Source organism: Brevundimonas subvibrioides (genome assembly GCF_027271155.1).
In the GTDB taxonomy this organism is placed as follows: Bacteria; Pseudomonadota; Alphaproteobacteria; order Caulobacterales; family Caulobacteraceae; genus Brevundimonas; species Brevundimonas subvibrioides_D.
This window is the reverse complement of the sequence record NZ_CP114542.1, coordinates 2,195,264-2,211,180: the sequence shown is the minus strand read 5'-3', so window position 1 is coordinate 2,211,180 and position 15,917 is coordinate 2,195,264. Positions and strand designations below refer to the sequence as shown.

The 15,917-nt window shown below is 65.6% G+C and carries 17 protein-coding genes and 1 tRNA gene; 15 read left to right on the top strand and 3 right to left on the bottom strand.

Annotation, left to right across the window (positions count from 1 at the left end):
- Nucleotides 1–155 precede the first annotated feature (155 nt).
- The 12 genes from O3139_RS11105 to O3139_RS11050 all read left to right on the top strand — a co-directional run bounded on the left by O3139_RS11105 (nt 156) and on the right by O3139_RS11050 (nt 9,745).
- Nucleotides 156–1,415 (top strand): tyrosine-type recombinase/integrase, encoded by a 1,260-nt coding sequence (locus O3139_RS11105; protein WP_269514138.1) that lies wholly within the window; start codon nt 156–158, stop codon nt 1,413–1,415.
- Nucleotides 1,412–2,098 carry a hypothetical protein gene (locus O3139_RS11100; protein ID WP_269514137.1) on the top strand — a complete coding sequence of 229 codons (687 nt, stop codon included), beginning with the start codon at nt 1,412–1,414 and terminating at the stop codon, nt 2,096–2,098. The genes O3139_RS11105 and O3139_RS11100 overlap by 4 nt, the downstream gene beginning before the upstream one ends.
- A 53-nt stretch (nt 2,099–2,151) precedes the next feature.
- Nucleotides 2,152–2,340 carry a helix-turn-helix transcriptional regulator gene (locus O3139_RS11095; RefSeq protein ID WP_269514136.1) on the top strand — a complete coding sequence of 63 codons (189 nt, stop codon included), beginning with the start codon at nt 2,152–2,154 and terminating at the stop codon, nt 2,338–2,340.
- Nucleotides 2,341–2,409: 69 nt separating this feature from the next.
- Nucleotides 2,410–2,637 carry a hypothetical protein gene (locus tag O3139_RS11090; protein WP_269514135.1) on the top strand — a complete coding sequence of 76 codons (228 nt, stop codon included), beginning with the start codon at nt 2,410–2,412 and terminating at the stop codon, nt 2,635–2,637.
- A 175-nt stretch (nt 2,638–2,812) separates the two neighbouring features.
- Entirely contained in the window at nt 2,813–4,135 is a 1,323-nt protein-coding gene (locus tag O3139_RS11085; protein ID WP_269514134.1) for an AAA family ATPase, read from the top strand.
- 232 nt (nt 4,136–4,367) lie between these two features.
- Complete coding sequence (locus O3139_RS11080) at nt 4,368–4,724, top strand: hypothetical protein (protein WP_269514133.1); 357 nt, start codon at nt 4,368–4,370, stop codon at nt 4,722–4,724.
- A complete protein-coding gene (locus O3139_RS11075; protein ID WP_269514132.1) occupies nt 4,721–4,879 on the top strand; it encodes a hypothetical protein in 159 nt (52 codons plus the stop codon). The genes O3139_RS11080 and O3139_RS11075 overlap by 4 nt, the downstream gene beginning before the upstream one ends.
- Entirely contained in the window at nt 4,876–5,097 is a 222-nt protein-coding gene (locus tag O3139_RS11070; RefSeq protein ID WP_269514131.1) for a hypothetical protein, read from the top strand. The genes O3139_RS11075 and O3139_RS11070 overlap by 4 nt, the downstream gene beginning before the upstream one ends.
- A 193-nt stretch (nt 5,098–5,290) precedes the next feature.
- Complete coding sequence (locus tag O3139_RS11065; RefSeq protein ID WP_269514130.1) at nt 5,291–6,682, top strand: phage major capsid protein; 1,392 nt, start codon at nt 5,291–5,293, stop codon at nt 6,680–6,682.
- A gap of 96 nt (nt 6,683–6,778) precedes the next feature.
- Nucleotides 6,779–7,207 (top strand): GTA-gp10 family protein, encoded by a 429-nt coding sequence (locus O3139_RS11060; protein WP_269514128.1) that lies wholly within the window; start codon nt 6,779–6,781, stop codon nt 7,205–7,207.
- Nucleotides 7,208–7,210: 3 nt separating this feature from the next.
- Nucleotides 7,211–9,331 (top strand): hypothetical protein, encoded by a 2,121-nt coding sequence (locus O3139_RS11055; RefSeq protein WP_269514127.1) that lies wholly within the window; start codon nt 7,211–7,213, stop codon nt 9,329–9,331.
- The gene (locus tag O3139_RS11050; RefSeq protein ID WP_269514126.1) at nt 9,332–9,745 is read left to right on the top strand and encodes an HK97-gp10 family putative phage morphogenesis protein; all 414 of its coding nucleotides are present in this window, start codon (nt 9,332–9,334) and stop codon (nt 9,743–9,745) included.
- A 156-nt stretch (nt 9,746–9,901) separates the two neighbouring features.
- Here the strand turns inward: O3139_RS11050 and O3139_RS11045 are convergent.
- Nucleotides 9,902–9,977, bottom strand: a tRNA-Lys gene (locus tag O3139_RS11045).
- Between the two features lie 196 nt (nt 9,978–10,173).
- On the opposite strand from O3139_RS11045, the gene O3139_RS11040 reads away from it, so the two are divergent.
- Both O3139_RS11040 and O3139_RS11035 read left to right on the top strand, forming a co-directional pair.
- On the top strand, nt 10,174–11,625 hold the full coding sequence (locus O3139_RS11040; protein ID WP_269514125.1) for an amino acid permease: 1,452 nt from the start codon (nt 10,174–10,176) through the stop codon (nt 11,623–11,625).
- Nucleotides 11,625–11,978 carry an Hpt domain-containing protein gene (locus tag O3139_RS11035; RefSeq protein ID WP_269514124.1) on the top strand — a complete coding sequence of 118 codons (354 nt, stop codon included), beginning with the start codon at nt 11,625–11,627 and terminating at the stop codon, nt 11,976–11,978. Before O3139_RS11040 ends, O3139_RS11035 begins: the two co-directional genes overlap by 1 nt.
- Before the next feature lie 76 nt (nt 11,979–12,054).
- Here the strand turns inward: O3139_RS11035 and O3139_RS11030 are convergent, their stop codons facing one another.
- Both O3139_RS11030 and O3139_RS11025 read right to left on the bottom strand, forming a co-directional pair.
- Nucleotides 12,055–12,387 carry a chorismate mutase gene (locus O3139_RS11030; RefSeq protein ID WP_269516477.1) on the bottom strand — a complete coding sequence of 111 codons (333 nt, stop codon included), beginning with the start codon at nt 12,385–12,387 and terminating at the stop codon, nt 12,055–12,057.
- 147 nt (nt 12,388–12,534) lie between these two features.
- Nucleotides 12,535–13,347 carry a ferredoxin--NADP reductase gene (locus O3139_RS11025; protein WP_269514123.1) on the bottom strand — a complete coding sequence of 271 codons (813 nt, stop codon included), beginning with the start codon at nt 13,345–13,347 and terminating at the stop codon, nt 12,535–12,537.
- A gap of 117 nt (nt 13,348–13,464) precedes the next feature.
- On the opposite strand from O3139_RS11025, the gene O3139_RS11020 reads away from it, so the two are divergent.
- Nucleotides 13,465–15,702 (top strand): S9 family peptidase, encoded by a 2,238-nt coding sequence (locus O3139_RS11020; protein ID WP_269514122.1) that lies wholly within the window; start codon nt 13,465–13,467, stop codon nt 15,700–15,702.
- The last annotated feature ends 215 nt before the right edge of the window (nt 15,703–15,917 follow it).

The following is a 15,917-nucleotide window of genomic DNA, read 5'->3' as shown; positions in this document are numbered from 1 at the left end:
GCTGATTAAGAGTTATTTTCGCGACCGTCCGATCGGGTCCGCGACCGTCCCAAAACCCTTGTAAAATAGGCATTTGCCGTCCATGTTCGTCCGGCGGTTTCCGAGGGTATGTGTCTCAACCTGTTACTTTAGGTAACGGACCCCAAGACCCGCTGATGCAGATGCAGGAGGTCACGATGGCGGGCGCAGTCGGTCTGACGGACGCGAAGATCAAGGGGCTGGACGTTCCAGAGAAGGGACAGGCCGAATACAGCGACAAGGTTGTTCCTGGCCTTCGGATCCGCATCGGAGCATCCGGTGTCCGGACGTTCATCATCCGAAAGCGCATCGGCGGGCGCATTGCCAACCTCACCGTCGGCCGCTTCCATGACCGGCGCTTCACTCTGTCAGACGCTCGCAAGAAAGCGCGGTCCCTGCTGAACGACATCGAGGGTGGTGCCGACCCGAGAGGTGAAACCCGCAAGGCGAGCGGCGCGGGCTCGGGCACGATCCGCGCACTGTTTGCCAACTACAAGAAGGCGAAGGCGGGCAAGCGTTCGATCGGCGAAATCGAACGGATATTCGAGCGGTATGTCCTGCCGGCAATCGGGGACCGCTTGGCGGACAGCATCACCCGCGCCGACATAACCCGGCTGGTCGACGGGGTGGCGACTGCCGGCGGCAAGCCTACCCCCGTCATGGCCCGCGCTGTCGCTGCCCAGCTGTCGGCGTTCTATTCCTGGGCCATGCCTCGTCTTCACCGCCTGGAGGTCAACCCGTGCCGAGACGCGGGAAAGCCGGACAGGCCGAAGGCCCGCGAGCGGGTGCTGACCATCGATGAAATCAAAGCCTTGTGGACGGTGCTGGAGGAGGAGGGGCACCCTTGGGGCCCTGCCGTCCGACTGCTGATCCTGACCGGGCAGCGCCGCGATGAAGTGTTTAGCGCCGATCGTGATGAGTTCGACCTAGAGGCGGGCTTGTGGACCATCCCAGGCGACCGGGCGAAGAACGGTAAGGCGCACCTTGTTCCGCTATCTCCGGCGGCGGTGACAATCGTAAAGGCCCTGCCGACGATCGACGGGAGCGCGAAGCTATTTCCCTCGCGCACTGACCCTGAACGTGGCGCGTCAGGCTTCAGCAAGGCGCTGGCGAGGATCATCGGAAACATGGCCAAGGAGCTAGGGGGGCCGGTTGAGCATTGGACGCTGCACGATCTTCGGCGAACGATGGCGACCGGCCTTCAACGCTTGGCTATCCGGCTAGAGGTCACTGAGGCGGTGCTGAACCACGTCGCAGGGACACGCGGCGGCCTGGTCGGCGTCTATCAGCGCCACGACTTCCTGGAGGAAAAGCGGCACGCACTGGACGCATGGGCAGCCGAGGTCAAGCGGATCGTGACGGCTACAGAGCGGGGTAACGTGGTGGCGCTACGATGACACTGCGAAGAGGAACAACCGGTAGCGGCCTAACGGAAAAGGCGACCCTCCGCTGGGACCTGAACGAGGACCGAGAAAACCCGGAGGTCGTTTCCGCTCTAGAAGCCGCAGGCCTGGATGGACTCATTGCATCGATCGAGCGAGCCTGTCGGGGGCCGTTGCTAGATGCGGGTTTACCCAGCTCCCATGGCTGCTACGCCTATAAGACTTCGGGCGAATGGAAGCCTTGGGCAGACGAAGACTGGTTGGCAGGATGGGGCATCGCCAACACGGTAGAGCCGCTCGCTCAAGCTAAGGGCATTGCGAAAGATAGTCCCGCCGGCTTAGCTGCCGCGATGATGGATAGAGTCCACTGGATCCGGGATAATCAGGCGCGCGGCGACCACGCCCGCGCTGCACTATTCGCATACTACTTGGGCGTCCTGAGGGCGGAGTCCCGGATCAAGCTGGAGCACGAACGCGTCTGGATCACCGGAAAGACGATCCATAAGGCTGGGAAGGACTCTCGAAAGGGACGTAGCCAGGCCGAGCGCGTCACGGCCGTTAACGCTCTCTGCAATGGACCGGCCCCGATCAAGAAAACAGCTGCCTTTGCCATCATCGCAGAGCAGGAGGGTGTCACGGCCAAGGCGATTGAGGCCGATTATTACTCTCCGCGAAAGCGCCCTAAACGAGGTGATTAGGGCGTTAGCGTCCGCATAAGTGCTTGGCCGTCCGAAATGCACCGGAGACGGCAATGCAAAAGTTACTGAGGCTTCCGCAGGTCATCGAGCGCACGTCCCTGCGCCGATCGACCATCTATGAGAAGATGGGCAACGGCAGTTTCCCCAAGCCGGTCAAGCTGAACCTGCGGGCCAACGGATGGCTTGAAAGCGAAGTCAATGGGTGGGTCGAGGCCCGGATTGCCGAACGCGAGGGTGTGTGAGGCATGGTTGTCCTTCACCTCCCCATAACCGAACACCCCGCCGTCGCCCGGCAACGCCTTCGCAGCAAAATGGAGGCCGCCGTTGACCGGCTGATCCTCGCCCTGGACCGGATGGATGGCGATGCCGATTTCGAGCCCGGCAACGACCTCGAACCATCACTATCGTTCATGCTCGCTATGGATCAGGACTGGGCGATTAAGTCGGAACCCCTGGGGTCGGACTGGATCGACGCCGAGGAGGCTTGCGAAGACGAGGGGGCGATCACCGGGGACGACGAGCCGGAGGTCGCCTTTTGAGGGTCGCAACAGGTTACTGCCCGACACGGCCATTCACGAAAAACCCCGGCTCGCTGGCGGGCGAAACCGGGGCGGTTCAGTCGGAGCGCCACCATGACGAGGCAGGGACACACTACACCAAACTGCGGTCCAGCTTCAACGATGACGGCCATTTCTGCGGCCTGGAGGTGGTGCGATGAGCGCCTATCCAGCCGCCGACGATCACCCTGAGAAGCTGTCAGACTGCAGGACCGATGCAGAGGTCGAGGCATGGTGGGATGCCCAGACGACCACGACCAGGCCCGGCATTCCCGACGTGATGAGCGCCGAAGACTGGGGCGTCGATCTCGATGGGACGACTGCTGACGATCTCGACCGACCGCTCGGCCAGTTCGTCCGACCATTCGTTTGGCGCGACCCGGCCACCATGCCGCGTCGCCAGTGGGTCTATGGCCGGCATCTGATCCGCAGGTTCGTGAGCGCTACCTTTGCCCCCGGCGGTGTCGGCAAGTCCGCCCTGGTTCTCTCTGAAGCAATGGCGATGGCCAGCGGCAAGCCGGTCCTGGGCATCCGGCCCCGCGAGCGTCTGAGGGTCGGCTACTGGAACGGCGAAGATCCGTTCGAGGAAACCGAACGCCGGGCCCTCGCGGCGTCTCTCCTACACGACCTCTATCGCGACGATCTGGAAGGGTGGCTTCACTTGGGCAGCGGTCGAGAGGATGAGGTCATCATTGCCGAGCAAGGTCCATCCGGCGCGACCATCCTAGGGCCGAACGTCGAGGCCGTGCTGGACACCATCCGCACCCTGAGACTCGATGTCGTCATCATTGATCCGTTCGTCAGTTCGCACCGGGTCACTGAGAACGATAACAACGCGATCGACCTGGTGGCCAAACGCTGGGGCAAGATCGCGGACGTGACGAACACGGCGATCGAGCTGGTGCACCACACCCGCAAGACGAACGGTGCCGAGACCACGGTCGAGGATGGCCGGGGAGCCGTGTCGCTTCTCAATGCCGCCAGGTCCGCCCGCGTCCTGAATGCCATGTCGAAAGAGGAGCGAGAGCGAGCCGGCGTCAAGCCGGGCGAAGCGTATTTCAGGGTCGAGAACGGCAAGGCCAACCTCGCGCCGCCGGCCGAAGGCGCGGACTGGTTTCAGGTGGCCAGCGTCGATCTGGGCAACGGCGACGACTATGAGCCATCCGACAATGTCGGAGCGGTTCGCACCTGGCAGTGGCCCGATGCCTTCGACGGGGTCACGGCGGCCGATCTGCTTGCTGTTCAGCGGGCGATCGATGGCGGCCAGTGGCGCGAGAACAGTCAGGCGAACGAATGGGCCGGACGCGCTGTCGCCGACACGCTGGGGCTCAACCTCGATGACGCGGGCGACAAGTCCAAGGTCAAGAGCTTGCTGGCCAGATGGCTGAAGGAGGGGGCGCTCAACCGGGTGATGGCACCCGACAAGACACGTCAGGAACGGCCGATGATTGAGGTCGGGAAATGGGCCGAAACAGCATGAAAGCGCACCACTGCACCACCTTGCACCACCACGCATCTGAACCCGGTGTTGCACCCGTCTGCACCACTGCACCACCTGCCCCACCTCCTATAGAGGGGGGCAGTGGTGGTGGTGCGGAAACGGCCTCACCGCTTCGGGTGATCGAATGCACCACCTTGATAGACGGCGAGCCTTCCGATCTCTGGACCTGGTCGGCCGAAGAGCTGGGCTGTCCGATCATGGGGCGTCAGCAATGAGCGTCAAACCACACGGCACCGTGGAGGCGAAGCTCGGCCTCGTCGATCTGAACCCCGGCGTAGCAATGTTGGCCTCGCTGGTCTGGATGCGCGGCAGCCTGCATCTCCAGCTTCAGGAGGTTCCCATTGGGAAGACACCACCTGATCGCCCGTTTCGTCGGTTCCATATTCGCGGCGACAGCCTGCCCGGCTTCATCACCCAGCTTCAAACTGCGGAGGCCATGATCGAGCGGGCAGAGGGGGCATTGAGCGTTCTGGCGGGTTCGACGCGGACACCGGCCGGGTTCTGGAACGATAACCCAAACACAGACTTCTCGCGCGCGCGGGCACCCATGAGGAGGCCTGGCCGATGAGCAATGCTCCAGATCCTGCCGAAATCGCCCGGGTGCTGGCCCTCGCCGAGGAGGGCCTTCGCAGGAACGGCTTCACCGAACGGACGATCAAGCGTCTTCGGAAATCCACACGCGCTGCCATCACGGCGGCCCTCACCGAAAAGGAACAAGGATGAGCAGCGAAGACAACCGAACGGACGCCGCCCGCCGCGTTGAGGCTCTGGTCAACGAGCAGATGGCCGCCGGCCACAGTCCCGTTGAGCTCGCGCTGACCATGCTCGCCGCCGGGGCGGACATTCTGAGCATGGCCTGGGATGCGCCACGCGCCCTATCGGCCTTCGACGTGCTGGTCGAAGCCATCGCCCGCAGACATTCGCAGGGCACTGCGCATTGACTTGCTGTGAGAGAACAAATCGGGCACATTCGACGGGCTGGTTGATCGTCCGCGCTGATGGCGCGGATGCATCGCAGCCTTCCAGACGGTGCCCTGATGGGGTCGCGCGCTGGGCAAACCCCAAGGTTCAACCCTGCGGTTTCGCTCGAGCGTCGATACGCCCTGCGCCCGCATCTGAGAAGGAACAGACCCCATGAGCATCATGGAACTTCGCACCGCCCAGGCGGTCAAAAAGCACGCGGGCCTCAAGCTGCGCGGCATCGGCATCCCTGACCCTGAGAATTTCGAGCCGCACCTGATGGAATGGTCCAAGCTGAACGCTGCCCAGCGTTCGGTCGGCGATATCTCTCGCGGTGTGCTCGACAAGATGGACGGCGCAGATGAAGCCGAGGAACGCTCGCTGTCGGAAGCCCATGACGGCCTCATGGCCGTCTATGATCTGATTTCGGAAGAGAAGGACTACAGGATCGAGCAAGGCAACCGCGGCGCTCGCACTGAGTCCGCCCGCGCCGCCCGGCGTCCCATCCCTCGTGACTCGGTCTGGTATGGTGAGAGCGCGCGTTCCGAAGGCCGTGGCGGCCATGAAGCGCCGGACGTTGACCTTGCCTATGCCCTTCGTCCCGAACAGCGGATGGCGGACTGGGCTCGCGAGCATGGCAAGAACCGTCAGGAGTTCGGCGTCTCGGCCGGGGCTCTCCTCCGCGCGATGGTGCTCGGCCCGAAGAACGACGAAGAAAAGCGCGCCCTGTCCGAAGGCACCGACTCGGCCGGTGGCTTCACCGTTCCCGATATCCTGTCGGCCCAGCTGATCGACCGCCTGCGGGCGCAATCGGTCCTGGTCCGCGCTGGCGCTCGCACGGTCCCGCTCTCCTCCGATCAAAACTACATCGCCAAGATCGCGACCGACCCGGTTCCGGCCTGGCGGGCTGAGAACGCGGCGATCGCGGAAAGCGACCCGACCTTCACCCGGGTGTCGATGGCCCCGAAATCCCTCGCCGTGCTGGTCAAGGTCAGCCGCGAAGTTCTGGAGGACAGCCTGAACATCGAGGAGGCCCTGCAAAGGAGCCTGACGGCAGCAATGGCGGTCGAGTTTGACCGCGCTGGTCTCTTCGGTTCGGGCACGGGTTCGGAGCCCGAGGGCCTGGTCAATATGGCCGGCATCGGGGCGCTCGCTCACAACGCAGTGCTGGCCAACTATCTCCCCCTGAATACCGCCCGGACTGCCGTTCTGACGGCCAACGCCACGCCCACGGCCTACATCATGCACCCCCGCGAGGATGGGAAGCTGACGGGCCTGGTGGACGCTCAAGGCCAGCCCCTGCAGGCCGCCGCCAAGGTCGCGGCTATCCAGCAGCTGACGACCACGGCCGTTCCGATCAACGGCGGCGTGGGAACGAACGAGGCGTCGATCATCACCGGCGACTTCAGCCGATACTTGATCGGCATCCGTAACGGCCTGCGGATCGAAATCCTCAAGGAGCGCTACGCGGAAAACTTCCAGTTCGCCTTCGTCGCCCACCTTCGTGGAACCTTCGCCGTCGAGCACGTCGCGGCCTTCCACAAGATCACCGGCATCAAGCCCTAACGGGTCAGGGGGGTCTCAAGGTTCTGAGGCCCCCCGTTTGCCGGCCCGGTGCGGGTCAAAAACACGCGCATCCACAATTCAAAACATGAGGCGACCATGACGAAAGAGAACGACGGAAAACTGATCGACGCGGTCCGCGAGAGCGCAGCCGGTCAGATGGCGGCACTGAACGAGGCGAGAGCATCTGGCGAGGGCAAGGTGACCTTCGTGGACCTGTCGATCGGCGCGGATCGCTATCGGTTCCAGCTGCGGGTCAATGAGATCTGCGAAGAGCCCGCACTGAACGCCTTCGGCCCGATGGAGCTCTATCAACGTGTCGTCACTGGCAAGGGCACCCCGCGCGAGATCGCGGGCGTCATCCGGGCTGGGCTGAAGGGCGCACAACGCGGCCAGCCGGACGCGGTGAAGGTCGGTCCGATCGTCGACCGGATCATGGACGACTATCCGTTCGCCACGGGCGTCGCGATGGCCGAAAGCATCCTGGCCGCATACCTGGTCGGGATCGACCCGCCTTCGGAGGCATAGGCCATGGCGGCCGCGACCGAAGCCTTTGGCGTCACAGTCAAAGCCGACTTCCGGGACTTTGAGAAAGCTCTCCTGAAGGCGTCGAATCAGACCGACACGAAGCTGGCGGCTATGGAGCGGCGGTTCACGGCCGCCAACTCCAACGTCCGCAAACAGACCGGCGGGCTGGCCCAGGCCGCCCGGTCCGGCCTGGCCGACCTCACGTCATCGATCAGCAGCGCAGGCGCGGGCCTTCCGGGTCTGGGGGCCGGGATGGGCAATCTGGGCATCGCGGGTGCCGGGGCGGCTGTCGGGGTCGGCGCGCTTGTGGTGGCGCTCCAGGGCGTGAAGGACGCGGCCAAGTTCGCGGCGGACCTGTCCGACTCGGCGGACCGCATCGGCGTCGGCGTGGAAGCCCTTCAGGAGCTCCGCTATGCCGCAGACGAGACCGGCGTGGACATTGCCAAGCTGGAGGGCGGTCTGGAGGCCCTGAACGGCTCTCTGGGGGCTTTCGTGACCGGCATCGGTGCCGGGAAGGTGACGAAGGTGTTCGAGCGCCTGGGTCTCACGAAAGAGGCCCTGGCGTCCGTCGATAACGCGACCGAGCTCCTGCCCATCCTGGCCGACAAGATTTCGCAGATCGGCGACCGTGCCGAGCAAGTCCAGATCGCCCGCAAGCTGGGGATCGAACCGCTCCTGCCCATGCTCCGCAGGGGGTCCGCTGGCCTGAACGACATGGCGCGCGAGAGCCGCGACCTTGGCCTGGTTCTTTCCGGCGACGTGGTGAAGGGTCTGGACGAAACCGACCGCGCCCTGGAGCGCAACAAACAGCAGATCGACGCCAACGTCCGATCGATGCAGGCCAGCCTGGCACCATTCTTCGTCTGGGTGACCAACAGCTTCGCCACCCTGACCCGCGCGGTCGGCGATTTCATCAACTCGATGGACCGGGCGGAAAACCGCCAGGGCCGCGTCCTGGCCGATCAAAGCGCCCGTCTGCAGGGCATGGTCACTCGCGCCTATCAGCAGGCCCCACGCCAGCCCGGCGGCCGTCTGACACAGGTTCAGCAGGGATGGGTCCGCCGGCTTGCCGAGGTCAATGCCGAAATCGCCCGCCGCGCCCGGTCCAGCATTTCTTCGGCCGGCCCTTCGGCCGCCGACCGGACCCGTGAGATCGGCGACGCCCCGAACGCCCCGACGCGGTCGGGAGGGAGAGGGTCCAGATCGGGATCGACCGGCCGGGCACAGGCCGAAACCGACCGCGCCGCCGCCGATGCCCTGGCACGGGCTCGCCGGTTTGACGATCAGATGGCCAGCGCCCAGCGGGACACCCTTCAGGCGCAAAGCCAACTCGCCACCACGGCGCAGCAGCGGGCGTCGATCGCCATCCTGCTACTGGATCAGGAACGCCAGTCGCGTCTCATGGATCTTGAGCGCCAGGTGACGGACGGCCAGATCAGCGAGGCGGATAAGCAGCGCCTGATCGAGGCAGAGCGCGGCGTCTGGTTGGCGCGGGAAGCGAACATTGCCCAGACCCTGAACCAGTCCGAAATCGAGCGCGCCCGTGCCCAGCTGATCGACGCCCTGAATAAGGACCGGGCGGCCAATGAGGCGGCCAGGGCCGTTGCGGAGGAGGCGAAGGCCAACTTCCGCAATGAGTTCGTGAGCGGGATGCGCGCGGCCCTGGACGGCGAGCTGGGGGGTTATTTCGAGAACCTGGCCGACCGCTTCGCAAATCGGTTGCTGGAGAACCTGGCCGACGATCTCTTTTCGCTCCTCGACCGGCAGGGCAACGGCAACACGGCCTCTGGCCTGGGCAAGGTGGCTTCCTCGATCTTCGGCGGCTTCAAGCTCCCGGGCTTCAAGACGGGCGGCAGCTTCAAGGTCGGCGGGTCGGGCGGACTCGATAGCCAGACCGTCGCCTTCCGGGCAACGCCGGGCGAGATGGTCGATATCAGGAAGCCGGGACAGGCCACGGGCGGCGGAGCCCTGGCGGTTCACGTCACGCCGTCACCCTACTTCGACGTGGCGGTCGAGCGCGTGGCCGATCCTGCGGCAGCCCGTGCGGGGGTTCAATCGTTCAATGCCTCGCGGTCACAGGTGCCGACCGACCTGGCGCGCAAACAGACCTACCGGACCCGCTAGATGGCCAAGGTTCGTCCCCTGACCCCGGCGGCCCGTGCCCAGCTGAAAAAGGACTTCGAGGCCATCCCCGAACGGATGCGTCACGCGGCCAAAAAGCTGATCGATGAAACCGCCGCCCGGATCGTCGATCAGATGAAGCTGGGCTCACCGGACGGGGAGGGTGCCCTCGACGCATCGATCCGTGCGGAGGACATTTCGACCGAAAGCTGGCTCCGCGTCCGGGTATCGGCCGGGGGGCCTCTCACGACCCGCCAGACGGCCAGCGGCCGCCCGTATGACTACGCCCGCGCCATCGAATACGGGACGTCGGACACCCCTCCGCAGCCGTTCTTTCGGCCCGTCCGGGATCGGGAGCGCAAGAAGTTCAACGCCCGGCTCCGCAACACGCTCAAGAAGGCGGCGCAGGACAGTTAAGGCCGGGGAGCTTCCCGCCATCACTGGATTTCAGCGGTGCGCACCTGCGGACCACAGATAACAAGGCCGTTACCTAAAGCGATACCTACACCGCGTCACGGCCGAGGCCGCCGATTCCGTGTCGCCCGAATTTATCTGCATTTTCAACAAGAACGATGGTGGGTGATGTAGGGTTCGAACCTACGACCCGCTGATTAAGAGTCAGCTGCTCTACCAACTGAGCTAATCACCCGTACCATGTCGTCGGGGCAGACGATGCAATCGCCACGCCACCTTCGCGTGTGGCGTCATGGGACGTCGCAGGCGAACGGGCGGGATAGAGATAATGGCTCGCAGATGCAAGGGCTTTTGCGCCGGTTCCGCATCCGGTCGCAAGCGGCTAGCATCCGAAGCGGAATCGCCCCGACCGGGCGTGGGGAGGATCGGGCATGGCGTTCTGGAATCGGCGAAAGTCCATCGATGCGATGCATCAGGCTTCGGACGGGCCGCGCCTGAAGGCGACGCTGAGCTGGCCGCACCTGCTGGCGCTCGGCGTCGGTGCGATCGTCGGCACCGGCATCCTGACCCTGATCGGGGTCGGGGCCGGACTGGCGGGACCGGCGGTGATGATCAGCTTCGCTCTGGCGGGTCTGGTCTGCGCCTGCGCGGCCCTGGCCTATGCCGAGCTGTCGACCATGATGCCGCAGGCCGGCAGCGCCTACGCCTATTCCTATGCGGTGCTGGGCGAGGTGATCGCCTGGGTCGTGGGCTGGTCGCTGATCCTGGAGTATTCGCTGGTCGTCTCGGCCGTGGCGGTGGGCTGGTCCGGCTATGCGGTCGGATTCCTGACCGGGCTGGGGATCGATCTGCCGACGGCGCTGACGGTCGGGCCGCACGTTCCGGGCGGGCTGGTCAACCTGCCGGCCGTGGCGATCATCGCGGTGGTCACCGGTCTGCTGCTGCTGGGCACGCGGGAGAGCGCGACGCTGAACGCGATTCTGGTGGTCATCAAGGTGGCGGCGCTGATCGGGTTCGTGGCCATCGCGCTTCCGGCCTTCGACGCGGCCAATTTCACGCCCTTCATGCCCAACGGGTTCGGATCGCCCGCCCTGCCGTTCGCCGAGGCGATCACGGGCCAGCCGGTGGTCCAGACCGGGGTCATGGCGGCGGCGGCGATCATCTTCTTTGCCTTCTACGGCTTCGACGCCATCTCGACGGCGGCGGAGGAGACCAAAAAGCCCGAGCGGGATCTGGCCATCGGCATCGTGGGATCCATGCTGATCTGCACGGCCCTGTATCTGGTCGTGGCGGCCGCCGCGATCGGGGCGCGGCCCGTAGCCAGCTTTGCGGCCAGTCCGGAACCGCTGGCGCTGATCCTGCGCGAGATGGGGCAGGGGGCAGCGGCGCAGGCGATCGCGGCCTCGGCGGTCATCGCCCTGCCGACCGTTCTGCTCGCCTTCCTGTTCGGACAAAGCCGGATCTTCCTCGGCATGGCGCGGGACGGTCTGCTGCCGACCTCGCTGGCCAGGATCTCGAGCCGGGGCGTGCCGGCGGTGGTGACAGTGTTCACCGCCATCGTGGTTGCGGCCCTGGCTGGCGTCATGCGGCTGGACGAGCTGGCATCGCTGGCCAATGCCGGGACGCTGGCAGCCTTTGCGGCGGTGGGCGTGTGCCTGATCGTGCTGCGGCTGCGCGATCCGAACCGGCCGCGGACGTTCCGGGCACCCCTGTGGTGGCTGGTCGGGGCCATCACCATCATCGGATGCGTGGTCTTCTTCTTCAGCCTGCAGGCGCGGACACAGCTGTATTTCCTGTACTGGAACGCCTTCGGGCTGGTGATCTATTTCCTGTGGTCGTCGCGGAACGCCCGTCTGGCCAAGAACCCCGAACAGGCCGCCTGATGTCGCGGCGCGACCTGACCGGGGCGGTCGATTTCTCGGTGCTGGACCGGACGACGGGCGGCGACGACGCCGTGGCCGAGGAGGTGCTGGGCCTGTTCGTCCAGCAGGCCGGGATGTGGTCGCCGATGCTGGACGCGCGTCAGGAGGGCTGGAAGGACGCAGTGCACACGATCCGGGGCGCGGCGGCGGGGATCGGGGCCGGGGCGCTTGCGGCTGTCTGCAAAGCCGCGGAGGCCGCGGACAAGGCCGACGCTCCGCCGCTGCTGGATCGGGTCCGCGACGCGCTCGACATCGCCCTGGCCGATGTCGCGGCCTGGCGCCACGAACTGATGCTGAGATCCCTGAAGCCGTGATCGCCGCAAGGGGTGACCTGGGTCAGGGTGACACCGTCGAACAGACCCCGACGGCAAGACAGGCATGAATTCCGGATCAGTTCCGTGTCCGGTCGTAGGCGCTGAACTCGTGGGCGATGCAGCGGTCGATCAGCAGGCGCCAGACGGGCTCGGCGATGTCGCGCGACAGATGGTGGGCCTCGGCGGCGGCCAGCACCTTTGACACGACGTCCTCGATCCGGGCGTCGTCGTGGACGGCGTCGCGGTTGGGCTTGATGCGGGCGGCGGCGTCCATATAGCGCTGACGTTCGGCCAGCAGGGCGACGAGGGCACGGTCGAGGGCATCGACGCCCTGGCGGACCTCGACCATCGAGATGCATTCGCCTGGATCCACTCGGGGATCGACCGCAACTACAGTCGGCTTGTGCATCATGTCTCCGCTCGTTCCCGCAAACGCGGGGACCAAGTCCTGTTGTGAGGCACGGCGGCGGGGATCAGCAGCGGTGCGAAATCGGTCTCGTTCGTCGCGCAAAGCCCTGGGTCCCCGCGTTCGCGGGGATGAGCGGGAGAAAAACACTCAGCCAACGAACGCGCGCTCCAGGACATAGTCGCCGGGCTCGGCGTTCGAGCCTTCCTTCAGGCCGAAGCCTTCCAGCAGTTCGGCGGTTTCCTTGATCATGGCCATGGAGCCGCAGAGCATCACGCGGTCTCGCTCCGGCGAGAACCCGGCGGGCAGACCCAGATCGGCGAAGACTGCGCCGGACGTGATGCGGTCCGTGATGCGGCCGGGCGTCTCGAAGGCCTCGCGGGTCACGGTCGGATAGTAGGTCAGCTGGGCCGCCGCCTCCTCGCCGATCAGGGGATCGTCGTGGATGCCCGAGGTGAAGAAGTCGCGGTATGCCAGGTCGGCGACATTGCGCACTGTATGGCAGACGATGACGCGGCCGAACCGGGCATAGGTGTCGGGATCCCGCGCCACGCTGAGCCAGGGAGCCAGGCCCGTGCCCGTGCCGATCAGCCACAGGGTCTGGCCGCCGGTCAGGGCATCCAGCACCAGGGTGCCGGTGGGCTTCTTGCCCATCAGGACGGTGTCGCCCGGCTCGATCCTGACCAGGCGTGAGGTCAGGGGGCCGTCGGGCACGGCGATGGAGAGGAACTCCAACTCCTCGTCCCATGCCGGGCTGGCGATCGAATAGGCGCGCAGGATCGGCTTACCGCCGTCCTCGCCCGGCAGGCCGATCATCACGAACTCGCCGGAACGGAAGCGGAAGTCCTCGGGCCGGGCGACGCGGAAGCTGAACAGGCCCTCGGTCCAGCGGCGGACGGACAAAACCTCCAGTTCATGGAAGGCCGAAGATTTCGGCGGCGGGGCGGAGGCGGTGTCGGTCATCGCTCCGGTGTTTAAGGGGTCGGGCGAGAGGAAGGAAGGTGCCGAAGTGTCGTCCCTCTCCCGGAGGGAGAGGGAAGAGGGAGTGACGTCGGCAAAATCATTCTCTAGCGTCCGCCCATGCGCACAGTCCTTCTCGTCTCCGCCCTCGTCCTGACCGCCGGATCGGCGCTCGCTCAAACGCCGGATCCCGCCGTGCTGACGCCGGAGCGGGTGTTTTCCAGTCCAAGCCTGAACGGGCCGGTGGCGCAGGGGGTCAGCCTGTCGCCCGACGGGGCGCTGGTCGCCTTCCTGAGGGCGCGGCCGGACGATGTTTCGGTGCTGGACCTGTGGGCCGCGCCGACGGGGGCGGGCGAACCGTTCAAGCTGATCGACGCGCGCGCCCTGGTGCCCGATGCGGGCGAACTGTCGGAGGCCGAGAAGGCCCGCCGCGAGCGGATGCGGATTTCGCAGCGCGGGGTGGTCGAATACTCGTGGGACGAGCAGGGGCGCTATATCCTGGCCCCGCTGGAAGGCGACATCTTCCTGGCCAGCCGCGAGGGCGGGCAGGTGCGCCGCCTGACCGAGACCCCGGCCGACGAGATCGATGCCAAGGTCAGCCCCAAGGGCAATTTCGTCAGCTTCGTGCGCGACCAGGACCTGGTGGTGCTGAACCTGGCCAGCGGAGACGAGCAAGCGGTCACGAGCGACGGTGAGGGTCTGATCACCTGGGCCACCGCCGAGTTCATCGCCCAGGAGGAGATGGACCGCGACACCGGCTACTGGTGGAGCCCGGACGAGCGGTTCATCGCCCTGCAGAGGACCGATGAATCGACCGTGGACGTCGTGCCCCGGCTGGATATCTCCGGGGGCGGGGCCAGCGTGGTCGAGCAGCGCTATCCCCGTGCCGGCCGACCCAATGCGGTTGTCGAGCTTTATGTTCAGGACGTGACGGCCAACCGGCGGGTCAAGGTCGACCTTGGCGACAACACCGACATCTATCTGGCGCGGGTGAACTGGTCGCAGGACGGAAAGACCCTGTACGTCCAGCGCCAGAGCCGGGACCAGAAGACGCTGGATCTGCTGAGCGTCGATCCGGCGACGGGCACATCGCGGGTGATCGCGACCCAGACCTCCGACGCCTGGGTCGAGCTGACCGACGACTTCAAGCCGCTGAAGGACGGGGGCTTCATCTGGTCGGACGAGAGCACCGGCTGGCGGCACCTGTATCTGTACGACGCCGCGGGCCGGAAGGTGCGGGCCCTGACGGAGGGCGACTGGCCGGTCCAGACGCTGGACGGGGTCGATGAGGAGACCGGCCGGGTCTTCTTCTCCGCCTCGATGCGCGACGGGGTCGAGGCGCCGCTGGAGCGTCGTCTGTTCACCGTGGCCCTTTCGGGCGGGGCGCCGGTCGCGGTCACGGAGACGAGCGGATCGTTCACCCTGAACGACACGGCCACAGCCTATGTCACCACCTATTCCGACGTCGATACGCCACCGCAGACCGCGCTTTACCGCGCCGACGGGACCTTCGTGCGCTGGATCGAAGAGAACAGGCTGGATGAGGATCATCCGTTCTGGCCGTACCGCGAGCGGCGGATGGACCCGGAATTCGGGACGCTGGAAAGCCACGGCGAGACCCTGCAGTGGATGATGACCAAGCCCTATGGCTTCGACCCGAGCAGGACCTATCCCGTCATCATGCAGGTGTATGGCGGGCCGTCGGCGGGCGGGGTGCGGGCGGGATGGCAGCCGGCGACCAATCAACTGTTGACTGAGGCCGGATACATCGTGTTCCGGCTGGACAACCGCGGCGAGGGCTATCGCTCGGCGCGGTTCAAACAGGCCCTGCATCTGCGTATGGGACAGCCTGAGATCGAGGATCAGGTTCTGGCGGCCAACTATCTGAGAACACTGCCCTATGTCGATGACGCCCGCATCGCGATGATGGGCTGGTCCTATGGCGGGTTCATGAGCCTGCGGGCCATTACCGAGCCGGATATGGGGCTGGCGGCGGCGGCGGTGGGGGCACCTCCGACCCAGTGGAACCTGTACGACACCCACTACACCGAGCGGTTCATGTCGACGCCGGAAGCGAATCCGGAGGGCTATGCGGCGGCGGATGCGATTCCGCGGCTCGACAACCTGACGGGCCGGATGCTGCTGATGCACGGGATGGCGGACGACAACGTGATCCTGGAGAACTCGACCCGGGTGATCGATGCCTTGCAGGCCAGGTCCATCCCGTTCGAGATGATGCTCTATCCAGGCCAGCGCCACGGGGTGCGCGGCAATGAGCGCCAGCTTCAGCAGTGGCAGACGTATCTGGACTTCCTCGACCGGACCATCGGGTCGCGGTCGCACGGGACGTCCGATTAGACGTTTCGCTGATCGCGGCGCAGGCCGGGATCCAGTTCTTTCGCTCAAGCAGGGTGGCCGGGATCGATGTCGAAGAGAAACGAGTGGCAGTCATCGCCCAAAGCACTGGCTCTTGGCTTTCGCCGGGATGAGCGGAGGGCAGTGGCGTTTGCTGGCCTGATGACTGTCCTCTTCCTTGCTGGATGCGAGACTTCGACGCCGTCTGCGCTATACGA